This window comes from Methylobacterium platani, from assembly GCF_001653715.1.
GTDB lineage: Bacteria > Pseudomonadota > Alphaproteobacteria > Rhizobiales > Beijerinckiaceae > Methylobacterium > Methylobacterium platani.
In genome coordinates, this window is sequence record NZ_LWHQ01000047.1 from 257621 (window position 1) to 276932 (window position 19312).

General features: G+C 72.4%; 15 protein-coding genes. 8 read left to right on the forward strand and 7 right to left on the reverse strand.

Going from position 1 to position 19312, the window contains the following annotated elements; translation table 11 throughout:
• Nucleotides 1–1943: 1943 nt before the first annotated feature.
• From A5481_RS23835 to A5481_RS35395, 4 genes are all read left to right on the forward strand, one after another.
• A complete protein-coding gene (locus tag A5481_RS23835) occupies nucleotides 1944–2684 on the forward strand; it encodes an ImuA family protein (RefSeq protein WP_048437655.1) in 741 nt (246 codons plus the stop codon).
• Nucleotides 2602–4104 carry a DUF6504 family protein gene (locus tag A5481_RS23840; RefSeq protein ID WP_082173646.1) on the forward strand — a complete coding sequence of 501 codons (1503 nt, stop codon included), beginning with the start codon at nucleotides 2602–2604 and terminating at the stop codon, nucleotides 4102–4104. Before A5481_RS23835 ends, A5481_RS23840 begins: the two co-directional genes overlap by 83 nt.
• A 28-nt stretch (nucleotides 4105–4132) precedes the next feature.
• Complete coding sequence (locus A5481_RS23845) at nucleotides 4133–7351, forward strand: error-prone DNA polymerase (RefSeq protein WP_064504349.1); 3219 nt, start codon at nucleotides 4133–4135, stop codon at nucleotides 7349–7351.
• Between the two features lie 66 nt (nucleotides 7352–7417).
• Nucleotides 7418–7540, forward strand: coding sequence for a FitA-like ribbon-helix-helix domain-containing protein (locus A5481_RS35395; protein ID WP_425350204.1), 123 nt, complete (start codon nucleotides 7418–7420; stop codon nucleotides 7538–7540).
• A gap of 180 nt (nucleotides 7541–7720) precedes the next feature.
• Here A5481_RS35395 and ssuD read toward each other — a convergent pair whose 3' ends face one another.
• The 5 genes from ssuD to msuE all read right to left on the reverse strand — a co-directional run bounded on the left by ssuD (nucleotide 7721) and on the right by msuE (nucleotide 12485).
• A complete protein-coding gene (gene ssuD / locus A5481_RS23850; RefSeq protein WP_048436725.1) occupies nucleotides 7721–8884 on the reverse strand; it encodes an FMNH2-dependent alkanesulfonate monooxygenase in 1164 nt (387 codons plus the stop codon).
• 420 nt (nucleotides 8885–9304) lie between these two features.
• On the reverse strand, nucleotides 9305–10132 hold the full coding sequence (locus A5481_RS23855; protein ID WP_048436726.1) for an ATP-binding cassette domain-containing protein: 828 nt from the start codon (nucleotides 10130–10132) through the stop codon (nucleotides 9305–9307).
• 31 nt (nucleotides 10133–10163) lie between these two features.
• Complete coding sequence (ssuC, locus tag A5481_RS23860; protein WP_048436727.1) at nucleotides 10164–10955, reverse strand: aliphatic sulfonate ABC transporter permease SsuC; 792 nt, start codon at nucleotides 10953–10955, stop codon at nucleotides 10164–10166.
• Between the two features lie 6 nt (nucleotides 10956–10961).
• Nucleotides 10962–11873 carry an aliphatic sulfonate ABC transporter substrate-binding protein gene (locus tag A5481_RS23865; protein ID WP_048436728.1) on the reverse strand — a complete coding sequence of 304 codons (912 nt, stop codon included), beginning with the start codon at nucleotides 11871–11873 and terminating at the stop codon, nucleotides 10962–10964.
• Nucleotides 11874–11903: 30 nt separating this feature from the next.
• The gene (msuE, locus tag A5481_RS23870) at nucleotides 11904–12485 is read right to left on the reverse strand and encodes an FMN reductase (protein ID WP_048436729.1); all 582 of its coding nucleotides are present in this window, start codon (nucleotides 12483–12485) and stop codon (nucleotides 11904–11906) included.
• A gap of 548 nt (nucleotides 12486–13033) precedes the next feature.
• Between msuE and A5481_RS23875 the strand changes: the two genes are divergently transcribed.
• Nucleotides 13034–13453, forward strand: coding sequence for a tellurite resistance TerB family protein (locus tag A5481_RS23875; RefSeq protein WP_048436730.1), 420 nt, complete (start codon nucleotides 13034–13036; stop codon nucleotides 13451–13453).
• 432 nt (nucleotides 13454–13885) lie between these two features.
• On the opposite strand, the gene A5481_RS23880 is transcribed toward A5481_RS23875, so the two are convergent.
• Entirely contained in the window at nucleotides 13886–14851 is a 966-nt protein-coding gene (locus A5481_RS23880; protein ID WP_048434919.1) for a D-2-hydroxyacid dehydrogenase, read from the reverse strand.
• Between the two features lie 209 nt (nucleotides 14852–15060).
• On the reverse strand, nucleotides 15061–15330 hold the full coding sequence (locus A5481_RS23885; RefSeq protein WP_048434918.1) for a hypothetical protein: 270 nt from the start codon (nucleotides 15328–15330) through the stop codon (nucleotides 15061–15063).
• A gap of 163 nt (nucleotides 15331–15493) precedes the next feature.
• Between A5481_RS23885 and A5481_RS23890 the strand changes: the two genes are divergently transcribed.
• From A5481_RS23890 to A5481_RS23900, 3 genes are read left to right on the forward strand one after another with little or no spacing between them, the layout of a single operon-like run.
• Nucleotides 15494–16000: a (2Fe-2S)-binding protein gene (locus tag A5481_RS23890; RefSeq protein WP_048434917.1), complete on the forward strand. Its 507-nt coding sequence runs from the start codon at nucleotides 15494–15496 to the stop codon at nucleotides 15998–16000.
• Nucleotides 15997–17052 carry an FAD binding domain-containing protein gene (locus A5481_RS23895; protein WP_048434916.1) on the forward strand — a complete coding sequence of 352 codons (1056 nt, stop codon included), beginning with the start codon at nucleotides 15997–15999 and terminating at the stop codon, nucleotides 17050–17052. The genes A5481_RS23890 and A5481_RS23895 overlap by 4 nt, the downstream gene beginning before the upstream one ends.
• Complete coding sequence (locus A5481_RS23900) at nucleotides 17045–19282, forward strand: xanthine dehydrogenase family protein molybdopterin-binding subunit (RefSeq protein WP_048434915.1); 2238 nt, start codon at nucleotides 17045–17047, stop codon at nucleotides 19280–19282. The genes A5481_RS23895 and A5481_RS23900 overlap by 8 nt, the downstream gene beginning before the upstream one ends.
• Nucleotides 19283–19312 lie beyond the last annotated feature (30 nt).

The following is a 19312-nucleotide window of genomic DNA, read 5'->3' on the forward strand; positions in this document are numbered from 1 at the left end:
GTTCGGGCGGTTTTCCCTGTCTGAAGGATTTTGACGATCGGGGATATCCGATCATCTCACCTCAGGATGAGGTTGCCGGTTGGGATATTTCATACTGCTTCCGGCAATGTCCTGTTTGACAGGCTGATGATTCAATGTCGCTTGATTTAAAATAACACATTCTGACAAATCTACAATATATCGACATGATCCGTTCGTCACGAATATCTTCGTAAGTATCCGTCCGCCTGCACGCGATATGGTTTTCCTGTTACCGCTTCTCTTCGACACGCCACGTCATCCCGGGGTTCGCCGTTGCTGGAAACCCGGATCCATCACCGCTGATCCCGCAGGATGGGCGATCAGGCTTCCGCCTCACCCTGTATCGGCAGCGGAGGGGGATCCCGGCTTCCGCTACGCCGCCCCGGGATGACGGAGATGGTCTATTCGCGATCAACAGAACCATTTGGCCGGTCAATCGGCTGAATTCCATATAAAATGACGTGAAAATTCTCTAACAATACTTCTTGTATCACTGGATCTGTCGGTCGATCGAGGATCCAAAGCCCGTAAACCCTCGCCTCATCCAGAGATGATCGCCCCGAACGTCCTGTCCGACCGGTTCGCGGCCCCGCATCATCGCCACCGAGCCACGCCGAGTTGCCTACGCTCCCCGGCCGCCCGCAGCGCGCCCGGCCACGCCGACTCGCCTACGCCGCCGGCTGCCCGCCCGCCCGCCCGAATCTCCCGCTTCGCCGTTGAGACTCCACGGTTTTTTCCAGTTCACTCCCACGCAGACCTGCCTACGGGACGTGACCGACTCCACGCCGAATTGCCTACGCTTCGCCGTGCCCGGTCAGCCCGACGGTAACCGTTCGGGCGCCGGAGCCCGGGAGTCACCGCAAAGTATTGAAGGGCGCCGATCGGGGCCGGAGAGTCGAGGAAGAGTCCCGCATCGGGACGGCGAATCATCAGCCGGCGTACAGGCGAGTCGGTTCCCCCGACTCAAGCCTCGCCTCGACTCTTCCCCGTGGAAACGACCAGGGCTGATCTGGGCTTTGTCGGGCGAGGACTCAGGCGCCGCGAGTCTCCGACTCGGGCGTCGGCTGCCCGAGACTCGCGGAGCGGGGGAGGCAAGCCTCACGAAGCGGGAGGGGAGGGGGCTCGAGGCCCGGCCGAAGGCCGCAAAGGGGGCCGTAGCCACGCCGTTTGCCCCGAAAGGCCCCTAACTCCTGATCCCGAAAAGCCTTTTTATGAGAGATTCAGAATCTAGATTCCGAGTCTGAATCCGTAGAGCTATATGGGTATTATATGGGGTCGCGATTTTCCGAGACGCTGCAAGGGTTTAGGTCCGGTTCGCGTAGGCAGGTCTGCGCGGTCGCGTAGGCAACTCGGCGCATGTCCGTAGGCAGGTCTGCGCGGAATCGGGGGGTCGGCGAAGGCGACTCGGCGTGGAGGCGTAGGTTACTCGGCGCAGGCCCCCGATTAACAGCTTGGAAAGCTGTGTGAATCGCGGATGGCGCCGCGTAGGCAAGTCGGCGTGCCGTGCGAGCCCGAACCACCCCCTCCGGACGGCGCCGGATTCGCGGGCCCGGAGGCCGTGAGGCGGGGCGCGAACCGGAAACCCCGGATTCTCCGCCAGGAGGCCCGTGGAGGCCCGTTCCGCCCCGACACTGTTGTACGGCACCGGCCGGCCTCGAATCCAGCTCAGCAACGCTCCTGGCGGCTTCGCGCGGGTTGTCCAACGGCTGTGCCCGCCTGCGGCCCGCACCGCGCCCCCGCCCGATCCCCTTGCACCGGCGGGCTTTCCCGGCCGCGCCGGCCCGGCTGTCCCCGTTGCCGTCAACAGGCCGGCGGTTTTGGCAGGCTCTGACGGTGCGCTCGTCCACAGCCCCGATTGACACTCCCGTGAAACCGAACAAAACAAGAACGAGTTGTTGTTGCGGTTCGGTGATGGGCATGAGATGCGGCAGGCCGAGCGGGAACGGCAGCTCGCGGCGTTGCGCGAGCGGATCGGCGGGCTGGCGCCCGAGGGGGCGGACCGTCCGGTCCTGCCGTTCGGCGTCGCGCCCCTCGATGCGCATCTGCCGGGCGGGGGCCTGCGCCTCGGCGCGGTGCACGAGGTCCTGGCGGCGGGGCCGGTGGACGGGGAGGGCGCGCTGGCGGCCCTGTTCGTCGCCGCGATCCTCGCCCGCCTCTCGGGGCCGGTGCTGTGGTGCCTGCCCGGGCGCGACCTGTTCGCTCCCGGCCTCGCCGCGGTCGGCCTCCACCCCGACCGGGTGCTCTACGCCGAGACCCGGCGCGAGACCGAGGTCTTGCCCACCATGGAGGAGGGCCTGCGCCATCGCGGCCTCGCGGCGGTGGTCGGCGAGACCGCCCGGCTCGGGCTCACCCCGTCGCGCCGGCTCCAGCTCGCCGCCGAGGGCAGCGGGGGCCTCGCCCTGGTGATCCGCCGCCTGCGCGACACGGTCCCGGAGCCCAACGCCGCCGCGACCCGCTGGGGCGTCACCGCGGCGCCCTCCGCCGCTCTTCCCGTGCCGGGCCTGTCGCGGGCCCGGTGGACCGTGGCGCTCCTGCGCGCCCGGGGCGCCGAGCCCCGCACCTGGCTCCTCGAGGCTCCCGATGCGAAGGGTCGTCTGCGTGTTCCTGCCGAGCTGGCCGACCGACCTGTGGCGGCGCCGGCACGGCGGGCCGCCGCCGGATGAGCCCTTGGTCGCCGTGGCGCAGGAGGGCCCGCGCCGGGTGCTCGGCGCCGTCGACCGCGCCGCCCGCCTCCGGCGCCTGCGCCCCGGCCTGGCGCTGACGCAGGCGCAGGCGATGGTGCCGGGCCTGCACCTGATCGCCGCCGACCCGGAGGGCGACGCCGCGGCGCTGTCGCGCCTCGCGGCCTGGTGCCTGGCTTATGCTCCCCTCGTCGCCGCCGACCCGCCGGACGGGATCTGGATCGACGTCGCGGGGGCGGCCCACCTGCATGGCGGCGAGGCGGCCCTGCTGGCGGCCTTGCGCCGCCGCCTCGGCCGGGCCGGCTATCGGGTCCGGGCGGCGCTCGCCGACACGCCCGGCGCCGCCTGGGCGGCCGCCCGCTGCCTGTCGCCTGAGACCGTGCTGCCGCCGGGCGGCCAGCGCGCCGCCCTCCTCGACCTGCCGCTCTGGGCCTTGCGCCTCGACCGGGAGACCGTCTCGGCCTTGGGTCAGCTCGGCCTCACCCGGGTCGCCCATCTCGCGGACCAGCCCCGCGGCCCCTTGCGCCTGCGCTTCGGCGAGGCGCCCGCCCGCCGCCTCGACCAGGCGTTCGGCCACGCCCCCGAACCGCTCGCCACCCTGGCGCCGCCGGTGGCCCACGCCGTGCGCCTCGCCTTCGCGGAGCCGATCGGCGCGCCCGAGACGCTCGCCCGGGTGACCGGACGGCTGACCGCGATGCTCGCCGAGGACCTGACCCGGCACGGCCTCGGCGCGCGCCGGCTCGACCTGGTGTTCCGCCGCGTCGACGGGCTCGACCAGTCGGTCAGCGTCGGCACCGCCCGGCCGAGCCGCGATCCGCGCCACCTCGCCCGCCTGCTCTCGGAGCGTCTGGCGACCATCGATCCCGGCCACGGCCTCGACGAGGCGCACCTCGCCGCGCCCTCCGTCGAGCGCCTGGAGGCGCGCCAGCTCGCCGCGAACGGCGAGGAGCCGGACCCGGACGCGATGGCGGAGCTCGTCGACCGGCTGGTGCTGCGCCTCGGGCCGGGCCGGGTGTTCCGCCGGGCCCCGGTCGAGAGCGAGTGGCCCGAGCGGGCGGTGCGCCGGGTCGCCCCCTTGAGCCCGGCCACCGGTGTGACCTGGCCCGCCGACCTGCCGCGGCCCGGCCGGCTGCTGCCCGTGCCGGAGCCGGTCGCGGTGCTGGCGGCGCTCCCCGACGCGCCGCCCTCCGCCTTCACCTGGCGCGGCACCCGCCGCCTTGTGGCCCGCGCCGACGGGCCGGAGCGGATCTTCGGCGAATGGTGGCTCGCCGAGGACGAGGTCGCGGCCTCCCGCGACTATTACCGGGTCGAGGACGAGACCGGCGCCCGCTACTGGCTGTTTCGCGATTCCCTGACGGCCGCGGGCGCGCGCTGGTGGCTGCACGGTCTGGGGGAGGCGTGATGGGCCGGTTCGCCCCATGGGTCTCCCCATGACCGTCGAGCTCCAGGTCACCACCCACTACTCGTTCCTGCGCGGCGCCTCCTCGCCGGAGGAGCTCTTCTCGGCCGCCGCGCTCCTGGGCATCCGGGCGCTCGCCGTCACCGACCGCAACTCGCTCGCCGGGATGGTGCGGGCCCATGCGGCGGCGCGCACCACCGGCTGCCGCCTGATCGTCGGCTGCCGGCTCGACCTCACGGAAGGCTGGAGCCTGCTCGTCTACCCCACCGACCGGGAGGCCTATGGCAGGCTCTGCCGGCTCCTCACGATCGGCCGCTCGCGCGAGCGGGCGCCCCACGGCGGTTGCCACCTGGCAATCGCCGACGTCGCCGAATGGAGCCGGGGCCTGCTCGCGGTGCTGCCGGCCGACCGGCCGGACGACGCGCTCCCCGAGCGCCTGCGCGCCCTGAAGGCGATCTTCGGGAGGGACCTGTCCTGCGGCCTGTCGCGGCGCTTCGGCGTCAACGACCACCTGCGGCTGGACGGCATCGCGACGCTCGCCCGCGCCGCCCGGGTGCCGACCGTCGCGCTGGGCGACGTGCTCTACCACGTGCCCGAGCGCCGGATGGTGCAGGACGTGGTCACCTGCATCCGCCTGAAGACCACCATCGCGGCGGCGGGGTTCGCCCGCGAGCGCCATGCCGGGCGCCACCTGCACGAGCCGGACGAGACCGCGCGCCTGTTCGCCCGCCACCCGGAGGCGCTCGCCCGCGCCGCCGCGATCGCCGAGGCGTGCCGCTTCTCCCTCGACGAGCTGACCTACACCTACCCGGACGAGGGCGGGGAGGACGGCCGGCCGGCGCAGGTGCGGCTGGCCGCGATGACCTGGGAGGGGGCGGCGCGGCGCTACCCGGAAGGCGTGCCGGAGGCGGTGCGCCGGCAGCTCGGGGACGAGCTCGCCCTCGTCGCCAGGAAGGAATACGCGCCGTACTTCCTCACCGTCGAGGCGATCGTCCGCTACGCGAGGAGCCAGGGCATCCTGTGCCAGGGCCGCGGCTCGGCGGCGAACTCGGCGATCTGCTGGTGCCTCGGCATCACCGCCATCGACCCGGTGGCGCAGGGCCTGCTCTTTGCCCGCTTCATCAACGAGAACCGCGACGAGCCGCCGGACATCGACGTCGATTTCGAGCACGAGCGCCGGGAGGAGGTGATCCAGTGGATCTACGCCACCTACGGCCGCGACCGCGCCGCCCTCACCGCCACGGTGATCCGCTACGGCGCCCGCGGCGCGGTGCGGGAGGTCGGCAAGGTGCTGGGGGTGCCCGAGGACGTCACCGGGGCGCTCGCCCGCCTGGTCTGGGGCTGGTCGCGCGACGGCGTCGGCGAGCGCGAGGCCACGGCGCTCGGCCTCGACCTGTCCGAGCGGTCCCTGCGGCTGACGCTGGAGATCGGCCGGGCGCTGATCGGCACGCCGCGCCATTTCGGCCAGCACCCGGGCGGCTTCGTCCTGACCCTCGACCGGCTCGACCTGCTCTGCCCGGTGGTCCCGGCCCGGATGGAGGACCGCCAGATCATCGAGTGGGACAAGGACGACATCGAGGTCCTGCGCTTCATGAAGGTCGACGTGCTCGGCCTCGGCATGCTCGGCTGCCTGCGCCGGGCCTTCACGCTGCTCGCCGAGCATAAGCCGGAGACCAGCCCGCCGCGGGAGATCGCCGACATCCCGCAGGACGACGACGAGACCTACGCGATGATCCGGCGCGCCGACACGGTCGGGGTGTTCCAGATCGAGAGCCGGGCCCAGATGGCGATGCTGCCGCGGATGCAGCCGAAGAACCTCTACGACCTCACCATCGAGGTCGCGATCGTGCGGCCGGGCCCGATCCAGGGCGACATGGTCCATCCCTACCTGCGCCGGCGCCGCGGGATCGACCCCGTCACCTTCCCGACCGAGGCCCTGAGGGGTGTGCTCGGGCGCACCCTCGGCGTGCCGCTGTTCCAGGAGCAGGCGATGCAGGTCGCGATCGTCGCCGCCGGCTTCACCGCGGCGCAAGCCGACGGCCTGCGCCGCGCCATGGGGACCTTCAAGGGCGACGGCACGATCGGCCTCTACGAGGAGAAGCTGATCGGCGGCATGGTCGCCAACGGCTACGACCCGGATTTCGCCGCCCGCACCTTCCGCCAGCTCGAGGGTTTCGGCTCCTACGGCTTCCCGGAGAGCCACGCCGCCTCCTTCGCCCTCGTCGCCTACGCCTCGTCCTGGCTGAAGTGCCGGCATCCCGATGTGTTCTGCTGCGCGCTCCTCAACGCCCAGCCGATGGGCTTCTACGCCCCGGCCCAGATCGTGCGCGATGCCCGTGCCCACGGCGTCGAGGTGCGGCCGATCGGCATCAACGCCTCGCGCTGGGACTGCACCCTGGAGCCGTCGGGCGACGGGCGCCTCGCGGTGCGCCTGGGGCTACGGCTGGTGCGCGGCCTTCCCAACCGGGACGGCGCCCGGATCGCCACCGTGCGCGAGGCCGACCTGTTCCGCTCGGTCGAGGATCTGTGGCGCCGGGCCGGACTCTCGCTGAAGGGCCTGCGCAGCCTCGCCGCCGCGGATGCCTTCGCGTGCCTCGGGCTCGATCGCCGCGAGGCCCTGTGGGCGATCCGGGGGCTCGCCCCCGAGCCGCTGCCGCTCTTCGCGGCCGCCGACCGGCGCGAGGCGGCACCCCTCCCCGAACTCGACGAGCCGCCGGTGCGGCTGGCACCGCTCGGGGAGGGGGCCGCCGTGGTGGCGGATTACCGGGCCTCGGGTCTCAGCCTCGGCCGACACCCGCTCGCCTTCCTGCGGGCGGACCTGTCCCGCGACGGCGTCTCGGCCTGCGCGGTCCTTCGCCGCCTGCGCGACGGCGCCCGGGTGACGGTGGCGGGGCTGGTGCTGGTGCGCCAGAAGCCGGGCTCGGCCAAGGGCGTGATGTTCATCACGCTCGAGGACGAGACCGAGACCGCCAACCTCGTCATCTGGCCGTCGCTCTTCACCCGCCAGCGCACCCTGATCCTCCAGGCCGGCCTGATGGCCGCCCGCGGCCGGGTGCAGCGCGAGGGCGAGGTGATCCACCTCGTCGCCGAGCACCTGATCGACCGCTCGGACCTCTTGGGACGGGTGGCGGAGGATGTGGGCGAGCCGCTGGCGGTCGATGGCGGGCGGGGGGACGAGGCGCGGCGCGGGGGCGCGGATGCGCGGGGCGCGGCGCGGCCGCTGCGGGTGGGGAGCCGGGATTTCCGGTGAGGGGCGGCACGGCCTATTCTCAGACACTTGCGCTACACGACCAAACTGCCCTTACGCGAATCGGCCATGGCCACACTCACGATCCGCAATCTCGATACTCATGTCGAAGAATCGTTGCGTATGCGTGCCGCGCGCAACGGCCGGTCCATCGAGGCTGAGGCGCGCGCGATCCCTTTTCCGGACGACTGAAGCGATAGCGGAAGGAGATCCGGAATCCAGAGGAGGAGTGCCGCGAAGCGGCTCCGCCTCTTGCAACGTTGCAATTAAGCAGACGCTTCGCGGCTTTTCGTGCTGGATCCCGGATCTCCTTCCACTTCGTTCCAGTCGTCCGGGAAAGGGGGCGGGGCAGTTCAGGGAAAATCTACTCTCTCAATGCGCCGACACCCCCCGCGCCGGCACGATGTCGTTGGCGATCACCTCGCCGAACGGGCCGTCGTTGCGGGCACCCGTCGCCGCGGTGCCGGTGGTTTTGCGCAAGGGGAGCTTGGGGAAGACCAGCTCGGCGAAGCGGTAGGCCTCCTCCAGGTGCGGGTAGCCGGAGAGGATGAAGCGGTCGATGCCGAGATCGATGTACTCCTTCATCCGGTCGGCGACCTGGTCGGGGGAGCCGACGAGGGCGGTGCCGGCGCCGCCCCGCACCAGGCCGACGCCGGCCCAGAGGTTCGGCGAGACCACGAGCTTGTCGCGCCGGCCGCCGTGGAGCTGCATCATCCGGCTCTGGCCGACGGAATCCTGGCGCGCCAGGGTCGCCTGCGCCTTGGCGATGGTGGCGTCGTCGAGGCGCGAGATCAGCGACTCGGCCGCCTCCCAGGCCGCGGATTCGGTCTCGCGCACGATGACGTGGAGGCGGATGCCGTACGAGAAGGTTTTTCCGCGCTTGTCGGCCGCCTCGCGGGCCCGGGCGATCTTCTCCGCCACGCCGGCCGGGGGCTCGCCCCAGGTCAGGTAGACGTCGCAATGCTCGGCCGCGACCTCGATCCCGGCCGGCGACGAGCCGCCGAAATAGAGCGGCGGATAGGGTTTCTGCACCGGCGGGAAGATCAGCCGGCCGTCCTCCAGGCGCAGGTGCTCGCCCTCGTAGGTCACGGTCTCGCCGGCGAGGAGGCCGCGCCAGACCCGCAGGAACTCGTCGGTCACCGCGTAGCGCTCGTCATGGGCGAGGAACACGCCGTCGCCGCGCAGCTCCACCGGATCGCCGCCGGTGACCACGTTGATGAGCAGCCGCCCGTCCGAGATCCGGTCGAGGGTCGCGGCCATGCGGGCGGCGGTGGAGGGCAGCTGCAGGCCCGGCCGCACCGCCACCAGGAAGCGCAGGCGCTGCGTCAGCGGCACCAGCGCCGAGGCGACGACCCAGGAATCCTCGCAGGAGCGCCCGGTCGGCAGCAGCACGCCGTAATAGCCGAGCTCGTCCGCCGCCTGCGCGATCTGGCGCAGGTAGGGCAGGGTGACGGCCCGGGCGCCGTCCTGCGCGCCGAGGTAGCGGCCGTCGCCGTGGGTGGGCAGGAACCAGAGGACGTCGGTCTGGCCGGTCATGGGGGAAACTCCGGTGAGGGGGTGGGCGCCGGTCTGCTCGGGGGAGCAAGACGAGATGGCACCGGCTTCATGAAATTTTATGAATTCCGCCTGATCTGCGTGAATGAAGATAGAGCACATCTCCCCTCTCCCGTGTGGGAGAGGGGTAGGGGGTGAGGGTGACACGTTTCCGTATAAAGCGCTGAACGTCGTTCTGGCAGCGGAACAGTTCAGCCTTCTTGCTGCACCGTCTCCACCCTCACCCCTACCCCTCTCCCACACCTTGCAGCGATACCGGGCAAGCCCGGCATCGCCTGGAGAGGGGATCCCGCGATTGACTGGTATGATTGCAGATCAGAATGATGTTTTATCTGATTTTCATCCTGTGATTGTGCAGATGAATGCGGTATGACGCGGATAGTGACGGTTTCGTCGGGCGAGTTACATCCGCCCATCCAGCAGATGATCGAGGATGCGCCCCTCCAGGGCGGCCAGATCCGGGTCGCCGCGCCGGCGCGGGCGGGGCACCGTGACGGGGACGTCCAGCGCGATGCGGCCGGCCTCGACGACGAGGATGCGGTCGGCCAGCGCCACCGCCTCCGCGACGTCGTGGGTGACGAGGAGGGCGGTGAAGCCTTGCGCGCGCCAGATCCGCTCGATCATCGCCTGCATGTCGATGCGGGTGAGCGCATCCAGCGCCCCAAGGGGCTCGTCGAGGGCGAGCAGACCCGGGCGGCTGACGAGGGCGCGGGCGAGCGCGACGCGCTGGCGCTGGCCGCCCGAGAGGGTGGAGGGCCACTGCCCCGCCTTCTCGGCGAGGCCGACCTCGTGAAGCGCCGCCGCCGCGCGCTCGCGCCGCTGCGCCGCCGGGCCGTCGCGGCTCAAGCCCACCGCGACGTTGTCGAGGACCCGCGCCCAGGGCAGGAGCCGCGGCTCCTGGAACATGATCCGGCGCGGGGCCTCGGCCCCCTCGACCGCGACCCGGCCGGCGCTCGGCGTCTCGAGGCCGAGGATCAGCCGCAGCAGGGTGGACTTGCCGCAGCCCGAGCGCCCGACCACGGCGACGAACTGGCCGGCCGGGACGTGCAGGTCGAGCCCGTCGATCACCGGCCGGCCGCCGTCGAACGACTTCGACAGGCCGCGCAGCGTGATGCCGAGGCCGGTGGCGGTCCGGTCGCGGGCGATCTCCCGGTCGATGACCTCGCGGCGCAGGCGGGTGGGGGTGGCGGGGGCGAAGCCCTCGAACCGGCGGAGCGTGCTGGCGATCATGATGACAAGTCCTGGAAGCGGGAGCGAAGGATCAGGCCGAGCGGTAGGCCGGGTTCCAGGCGAGGCAGGCGCGTTCCAGCCGGCGGGTCGCGAGGTCGGCGACCTTGCCGAGCAGCGCGTAGATCACGATCGCCAGCACCACGACGTCGACCAGCATGAACTCGCGCGCCTGCATCGCCATGTAGCCGAGCCCCGAAGAGGCCGAGATCGTCTCGGCGACGATGAGCGTCAGCCACATGATGCCGAGCGCGTAGCGCAGGCCCACGAAGATCGACGGCAGGGCGCCCGGCAGCACCACGCGCCAGAACAGCTCGGGCTTCGACATGCCGTAGATCCGGCCCATCTCGACGAGCTGCGGATCGACCGAGCGGATGCCGTGCAGGGTGTTGGCGTAGATCGGGAAGAACACACCGAGCGCCACCAGGAACAGCTTGGCCTCCTCGCCGATGCCGAACCACAGGATCACCAGCGGGATCAGCGACAGGTGCGGGATGTTGCGGATCATCTGCACGGTGGTGTCGGTGAGCCGGTCGGAGAGGCGCGACAGCCCGTTGGCGAGGCCGAGGGAAAAGCCGATGACGCCGCCGATCAGGAAGCCGCCCGCCGCCCGCAGGAAGCTGACGCCGAGATTGGTCCAGAGCTCGCCGGTCTCGGCCAGGCGCCAGCCGGCGGCGGCGACGTCGAGGGGGGCGGGCATCAGCCGGGTCGAGACCAGCCCGGCCGAGGCGGCGATCTGCCAGCCGACGAGGATCGCGGCCGGCAGCAGCCACGGGGCGAGGCGCTGCGCCGCGGCGGTGGGGGAGGGGAGGGCGAGAGAGGGCATCGCGGGTCAGCCGTTCTGGGACACGGGCGTGCGGAGCGCGTCGGCGATCCGGATCGGGCGCGGGATCAGCCCGAGGGCGTGGAAGCGGTCGGCGACGCGCTGCTGCTCGGCGATGGCGCTCGGTGTCATCGGGCCGATGAGGTAGTCGGTGCGGTCGACCGCCCGGCGGGTGGCGGCAAGCGGCACGCCGGTGCCCTTGGAGAGCAGCGCCGCCACCTCGCCCCGGTTGGCCTCGCACCAGCGCGCCACGCCCCCGAGCGCGTCGAGCGCCGCGTCGAGCACCGGACCGCGCTCGGCGGCGACGGCCTTGTGGGCGAGGAAGAAGTTGTTGGGCTTGGCGATGTCGGTGGCGAGCGCCAGCACACGGGTCGTCGGCTGCATCTCGGCGATGGCGAAATAGGGGTCCCAGATCGTCCAGGCATCGACGCTGCCGCGGGCGAAGGCCGCCGCGGCGTCGGCCGGCGCCAGGGTGACGGGCGCGATGTCGCGGTAGGTCAGCCCCGCCTTCTCCAGGGCCGCGATGGTGAGGTTGTGCGAGCTCGAGGCCTTGGCGAAGGCGACGCGCTTGCCCTTGAGGTCCGCCAGGGTGCGGATGGGCGAGTCCTTGGGCACCAGGATCGCCGCGCCCGAGCCCGCGGCCTCCTGCGCCGCCACGTAGGCGATCGGGCCGCCCGCGGCTTGCGCGAAGACCGGCGGCGCGTCGCCGGTCTGGCCGAGATCGATGGCCCCTAAGCTGATCGCCTCGAGGAGCGGCGGGCCGAACGAGAACTCGACCCAGGCGACGCCGACGCCGAGCGGCTTCAGCTTCGCCTCGATCGCGCCCTGCTGCTTGGCGACGACCAGGATGCCGTTCTTCTGGTAGCCGATGCGGAGCGTGTCGCCGCCCGCGGCCCGGGCCGGCAGGGCGGCGCCGGCCAGCGCCGCGGCGAAGGAGCGTGCGGCGGTCGATCACCGGGCGCCTCCGGCGACGCGGGCGAGGGGAGCGGCCGCCGCCGCCCGGGCGCCGGCGAGGCCGGCGAGCTGGGTGCCGGCCTCCGTCACCCGCTGGCGGATCGCCGCGGAATCGAGGCCGCCGTCGCGAAAGTCGGGGTCCGAGGCGTAGACGGCCGTCGGCACCGTGAGCGCGGTGAAGAAGCCGAAGAGCGGGCGTAAAGAGTGCTCGACCACCAGCGCGTGGCGCGCCCCGCCGCCGGTGGCCGCCAGCGCCACCGGCTTGCCGGCGAGGGACTCGGGCGAGACGAGGTCGAACAGGTGCTTGAACAGGCCCGTATAGGCGCCCTTGTAGACGGGGGTGCCGACCACGATCGCGTCGGCCTCCTCCACCGCCTCGACGATGCGCCGGGCCGGCAGGGAGAGCTGGTCGCGGGTGAGCGCAGCCCCGAGGCCGGGGCCGGCATCGACGAGGTCGAAGATCCGCACCTCGACCGGCAGCCGCACGGCGGCCTCGGCGGCGATCGCCTCGACCAGGGTGCGGGTCTTCGAGGGCCGCTGGATGTTGGCGGAGAAGCCGACGAGGCGCAGTCGCGTCATGGGAATCCGATCCGGGGGTGAGGAGGAGGGCGTGCACCGCCGGGGCGTCGCGACCCCGTGCTCGATGCTGCTACGATGCGGCCGGCGCCGAGATCAGTCAATGAAATGAGATTTTAAATGAGCGTACAGTTGGAGTTGAACTTGCTATGATGGCGCAACGCGAGAGAAAATGTCGCTTCGTTCCCATCGATCGTCGAGAAAAATCACTGGCGCGCCGAGGGCTATGCTGGCGTCCTCGGCACGGGCGCGGCGCGACGGCCGTGCCGGAACGGTCGCGGGCAACGGCGCCGGTCCCGGGCGGCGCCTCGCGGCTCTCCGTCTTTTTCAAGCAGAGATCGGGGATTAAATCCTGTTCCGGAACGTATATAAAATAATGCAGCGCTTATATGGGAGCGGCGGCCGCCGACGTGAAGACGTCATGGAAGAAAAATACTCGCGCTCGACCGGTCTGCGGGTGATCGACACCGCCGCAGCGTTGCGGTAATCGACGGCTCCGCGGACGCATCACTTCAGCATTCCGCCGAAGCATTGGCCAGGGGCCCCCGACGATGTTCAACCTGTTCAAGTCGCAGACCTCGCTCGACCTGACGCCGCGGACCTGCCTCGCGGTCTCGCTGATCTACTGCATGGGCGCCGACGGCGAGATCGACCCGGAGGAGATCGGCCACCTGATGTCGGTGCTCGGCCGCAACACGACGCGCCAGCACCTCGATTCCGCCGTCCGCTACGTCCGCGCGACCCAGCCGGCGCAGTTCCTGGCCGAGGCGGCGCCGCGCCTGCGCCCGGACCAGCGGCTCTGCATCATCCTCAACATGATCGACAGCGCCATGGCCGACGGCGAGGCGGAAGCCGGCGAGCAGCAGCTCATCATGCAGTTCGCCCAGGCCTTCGGCCTGTCGGAGAGCGACCTGACCCCGTATTTCCGGGCGCTCGTGGCGAAGAACGACCGGGCGGTGCTGGACCGGTGAGGTTGTCGGGCGTGATCTGATCCGTTCGGTGTCCGGAAAGAGGCGCGGACTCCCCCTCTCCCCGCGGGCGGGGAGAGGCCTGAGCTCCGAAGGGGCTCAGGGAGCCCGAAGGGCGGGGGTGAGGGGGTGTTTCCGGATGAGCCTCGCTCGTCGAGACCCCCTCACCCTCGCTCCGGCTTCGCCTCCGCTTGCTGCGTCTCCTGAACGGAGACGCAGCCCTCTCCCCGCAACGAAGTCGGGCAAGCCCGACTTCGTCCGTCACTCGCGGATCCCGGGCAAGCCCGGGATCCGTTGGGGAGAGGGGAAAACTCGCGCCATTTCTTTCCCCGGACAGCCCTGCCGCCCGCGGGGCGAGGAGGGATGCGCACGATCCGCTGTCTCGGGGTCAATGCGCCGACGTAACGCAGAGGCGGATGCTCCTCGATCGAACCCTCACACCACCGGGTTCACCACTTCCTCCCCCCGCCGCAACCGGCCGAGATTCTCGACCAGCAGGTCGATCACCCGGCCCTCGTAGAGGTCCGTTTCCCCGGCGCTGTGGGGCGTGACGATCACGTTCGGCATGCGCCAGAACGGCGCCTCGGCCGGCAGCGGCTCGTCGTGAAAGCAGTCGAGGCCGGCGCCGGCGATCCGGCCCTCCGTGAGCGCCCGCGCCAGGGCATCCTGGTCGACCACCCGGCCGCGGGCGACGTTGATCAGGAGCGCGTCCGGGCGCATCGCCGCGAGCGCGGCCCCGTCGATCAGCCCCTCGGTCTGCGGCGTCAGCGGGCACGACAGCGCCACCACGTCGGCCTCCCCCAGGGCCTCGTGCAGCCGGTCGGGGGAGAAGATCGCCTCGACCGGATCGCCGGGCTCGAGCGGCCGGCGGCGCAGGCCGATCACCCGCATGTCGAAGGCCCGGGCCAGGCGGGCGATGCGGGTGCCGATGCGCCCGAGCCCGACCACCAGCAGCGTCCGGCCGCCGAGCTCGCGCTCGCGCAGGGCCGGGTCGGCGATCATCGGCCGCCAGGTCGCGGCGGCCTGGTTGCGCAGGGCCTCGGGCAGGTGGCGGGTGAGGCCGAGCATCAGCGCGAGCGCGTGCTCGGCCACCGCGCGCTCGTTGCCGCCCTGCGCGCTGGCGAGCCGGATGCCGCGCTCGCGCAGCGCGTCCTTCGGGAACTGGTCGGTACCGGCGCTGACCGACTGGATGAAGCGCAGGCGCGGTGCCCGCTCCAGCAGGGAATGGCGCCACAGCCCCGAGACCACCAGCACCTCGGCCTCCGCGACCGCCTCCTCCAGCGCCGGGAGGTCGCGCACCTCGACGAAGGGCTGAGGGGCGCCCTTCGCCGCGTAGGCGTCGCCGAGGCGGTAGGCGGCGTGGGCGAGGACGATCGGTCCGGAGAGGGCAGGGGCGGTCATCGGCGGGCGGCTCGGGATCCGGCGGAAGCGGGGCCGCGGGAGTTCACACCGGGCTCGCCTGCGAGGCAAGGGGCTCGCACGCGAGGCAAGCCGTCATGCCGCAAGCGGGAGGTCCATGAACGGAAGCCCGCCCCCGCTTGCGCAGGGACGGGCTTCGCCGGCTCGCGAGAGCAGGGTCCCGAACGGGGCGGAACGGGGCCCTCGCTCGATCAGCGGCCGTAGACGTACGGGGCGGCCGGGGCGTAGCCCGGGGGCACTTCGCGGACCATCATGCCGCGCGAATCGCGCGGGTAGACGACGACGCTGCCGGTGCTGTCGACGGCCGGGGCGCCGCCCGGGGCGCCGTAGGCGCGCTCCATGCCGGCCAGCGGGCCGCCGGCCTGCGAGCCGGAGCGGTTGTAGGGCGAGCCGCCCTGGGCGAAGGCGGGAGCGGCGGCGACGGTCAGCAGGGCCGCGGCGAGGGCGAGACGAGTCTTCATCGTAGTACCTGTCAGTCGAGGGGGACCGCTGGGCGGTTTCGCAGCGTCAACAGGCGGGCCGGCAAAAGGTTCGCTGCGACATGTGCGCTGCCGCACGCCGCCGCACCTGGGCGGTCGGACGGGCCGGGCTAGTTTGGACACGATCTAGCCTGGAGCACACCGCATGAGCGTCGACATCGTCCTGACGGTGAACGGCACGAAGCGCACGATCCCGCTTCCGGACCCGCGCACGACCCTGCTCGACCTGCTGCGCGAGGGCCTGCACCTCACCGGCGCCAAGAAGGGCTGCGACCGCGGCCAGTGCGGCGCCTGCACGGTGCTGGTCGACGGGCGCCGGATCAATGCCTGCCTCGCCTTGGCCATCAGCCTCGACGGGGCCGAGATCCTGACCATCGAGGGGCTCGCCGAGGGCGACCGCCTGCACCCGGTGCAGGAGGCCTTCATCGCCCATGACGGGTTCCAGTGCGGCTTCTGCACCCCGGGCCAGATCATGAGCGCGGTCGGGCTGATCCGCGAGGCCCAGGCCGGCGCCGATCCCGAGCGGGTGCGCGAGGCGATGAGCGGCAACCTGTGCCGCTGCGGCGCCTATGCCGGCATCACCGAGGCGGTGCTGGAGGCCCAGCAGGCCATGAGCCAGCAACCCGCGAACCGGCAGGGAGAGGCGGCATGATCCCGTTCGAGTACGTCCGCGCGACCGACGTCGCCGGCGCGGTCGCGGCGGCGGCCGAGCCCGGCGCCGCCTATCTCGCCGCCGGCACCAACCTCCTCGACCTGATGAAGGGCGGCGTCGCCCGCCCGACCCGCCTCGTCGACATCACCCGCCTGCCCGGCCTCGCGGGGATCGAGCGGCGGGACGACGGCGGCTTGCGCATCGGGGCGCTCGTCCGCAACAGCGACCTCGCGCACGATCCCGCCTTCGCCAGGGCCTATCCGGCGGTGGCGGAAGCGCTCCTCTCCGGCGCCTCGGCGCAATTGCGCAACGCCGCCACGGCCGCCGGCAACGTGATGCAGCGCACCCGCTGCCCCTACTTCACCGACCCTGGCAGCGCCTGCAACAAGCGCGAGCCCGGCAGCGGCTGCGACGCGCGCGGCGGCGAGACCCGGCTGCACGCGATCCTCGGCTGGAGCGAGGCCTGCATCGCCACCCACCCGTCGGATTTCTGCGTGCCGCTGGTGGCGCTCGACGCGGGCGTCGAGATCGCCGGTCCCGCCGGCACCCGCACCGTGCCGCTCGAGGCCTTCCACCGCCTGCCCGGCGACGCGCCGGAGCGCGAGACGGTGCTGGAGCCCGGCGAGCTGATCACCGCCCTGGTGCTGCCGCCGGAGGCGTCGGGGTTCGCCGGCCACAGCCGCTACCTCAAGGTCCGCGACCGCACGTCCTACGCCTTCGCGGTGGTCTCGGCCGCCGTGGCCCTGCGGCTCGACGGCGGGCGCATCGCCGCGGCGCGGCTGGCCCTCGGCGGCGTCGCGCTCAAGCCCTGGCGGGCCCGCGAGGCGGAAGGCCTGCTCGCCGGCCGCGCGCCCGACGCCGCCGCCTTCCGGGACGCGGCCGACGCCGCGCTCGCCGGGGCCGAGCCCTCCGGCGACAACGCCTTCAAGATCGAGCTCGCCCGGCGCCTCGTGGTGCGGGCGCTCGCCCGCGCCGCGGCCGGCACGCCGGAGCGCCTGCCGGCCCTGCCGGGTTCCGCCTTCGCCCCCGCCCCGGAGGCCGCCCATGTCTGATGCCGCTCCCCGCCCGATCCGCCACGGCTCCAATATCGGCCAGCCGCTCACCCGCCGGGACGGGATCCTGAAGGTGACCGGCGCCGCGCCTTACGCCGCCGACCACCACCCGCCCGGGATGCTCTTCGCTGTGATGGCGGTGAGCCGCATCGCCCGCGGCCGGGTCGCCCGCCTCGACGTCGCGGCGGCGGAAGGCCATCCCGGCGTCGTCGCGGTGATGACGCCGGGCAACAGGCCGGCGCTCGCCCGCCACCCGGACGAGAAGACCGACGGCTTCACCTTCCGGCTCGACCTGCTGCAGGACGACCGCGTCCGCTACGCCAACCAGCCGGTCGCCGTGGTGATCGCCGAGACCCTGGAGGCCGCGACCGAGGGCGCCGCCCTCCTGAACCCCCGCTACGAGGAGGAGATTCCGGCGGTCGGGCTCGACGGGCCCGAGCCCTTCACCCCGCCGGCGATCGGCGTCGGCGATCCGGCCGACATGGCGAAGGGCGACGTCGACGCCGGCCTCGCCGCGGCGGCGAAGACGATCGCGGCGACTTACGAGACCCCGGCCCAGTACCACAACGCGATGGAGCCCCACGCCGTCGTCGCGACCTGGGACGGCGACCGGCTCGACCTCGACATGCCCTCGCAGGGGCTCGCCATGGCGCAGGGGCGGATCGCCGGCCTGTTCGGCATCGCCCCCTCCGACATCCACATCCGCAGCCCGTTCCTCGGCGGCGGCTTCGGCTCGAAGGGCATGATCGCCGGTCCCCAGGTGCTCGGCATCATGGCGGCCCGCCTCGTCGGCCGGCCGGTGAAGCTCGTCATGAGCCGGCCGCAGATGTTCGGCCCCGTCGGCCATCGCGCCCCGACCCGCCAGACCCTGCGCCTCGGCGCCACTGAGGATGGTGGGCTGACCGCCCTCGACCACGAGACGCTCACGGCGACCAGCACCTTCGACGACTTCATCGAGCCGAGCGGCGGCGTCTCGCACACGCTCTACGCCGCGCCGGCGCTCGCCACCCGGCACCGGGCGGTGCGGCTCGATACCGGCACGCCGCTCTTCATGCGCGCGCCCGGCGAGGCCTCGGGCAGCGCGGCGCTGGAATGCGCCATCGACGAGATGGCCGAGGCCTGCGGGATGGACCCGCTGGAGTTCCGCCTGCGCAACTACGCCGAGACCGAGCCGGCCTCCGGCAAGCCGTTCTCCTCGAAGGCCCTGCGCGCGTGCTACGCGCAAGGCGCTGAGGCGTTCGGCTGGAGCAGGCGCCCCCTGGCCCCGGGGCAGATGCGCAACGCCGACGGGCTGCTGGTCGGCTGGGGCGTGGGGACCGCCACCTTCCCGGCGCTGATGTTCCAGGCCGAGGCGCGGGCTGTGCTGAAGGCGAGCGGCGAGGCGTCGGTCGGAATCGGCGCCATCGACATGGGGCAGGGGGCCTGGACCGCGCTCGCCCAGATCGCCGCGGAAGAACTCGGCCTCGCCGTCGACGCGATCGACTTCCGCATCGGCACCTCGGACCTGCCGAACGGCGGCATCGCCGGCGGCTCGGCCCATACCGCCACCGCCGGCACGGCGATCAAGGGGGCGGCGGCCGACGCGATCGCGCAACTGGCGGCGTTGGCGACGCAGGATTCCCGCTCGCCGCTCTACGGCGCCGGCAATGCCGGGGTGATCGCCCGCGGCGGCCGCCTCGCGCGGCGCGACGACGAGAGCCGGTCGGAGGCCTTCACCGACATCCTGGCCCGGGCGGGTCGCGAATCGGTCGAGGGCAAGGGCGCGGCCGGGCCCGACGCGGCGCGGGAGACTTACGCCATGCACGCCCACGGCGCGGTCTTCGCCGAGGTGACGGTCGATCCCGATCTCGGCCAGATCCGGGCGACGCGCCTCGTCGGCGCCTTCGCGGCCGGGCGGATCATCAACCCGCGGCTGGTGCGCAGCCAGTATTACGGCGGGATGATCTGGGGCGTCTCCTTCGCCCTGCACGAGCAGGCGGTGATGGACCCGCGCTCCGGCCGGCCGATGAACGCCAACCTCGCCGAGTACCACGTCCCGGTGAATGCCGACGTGCCTTCGCTCGAGGCGATCCTGGTCGAGGAGGAGGACCCGCACGTCAACCCGCTCGGCATCAAGGGAGTGGGCGAGATCGGCGTCACGGGAAGCGCCGGGGCGATCGTCAACGCGATCTGGCACGCCACGGGCAAGCGGGTGCGCAAGCTGCCGGTGACGCTCGACAAGGTGCTGTAGGGAGCGCGCGCTTTCCCCCTCCCCCCTCTG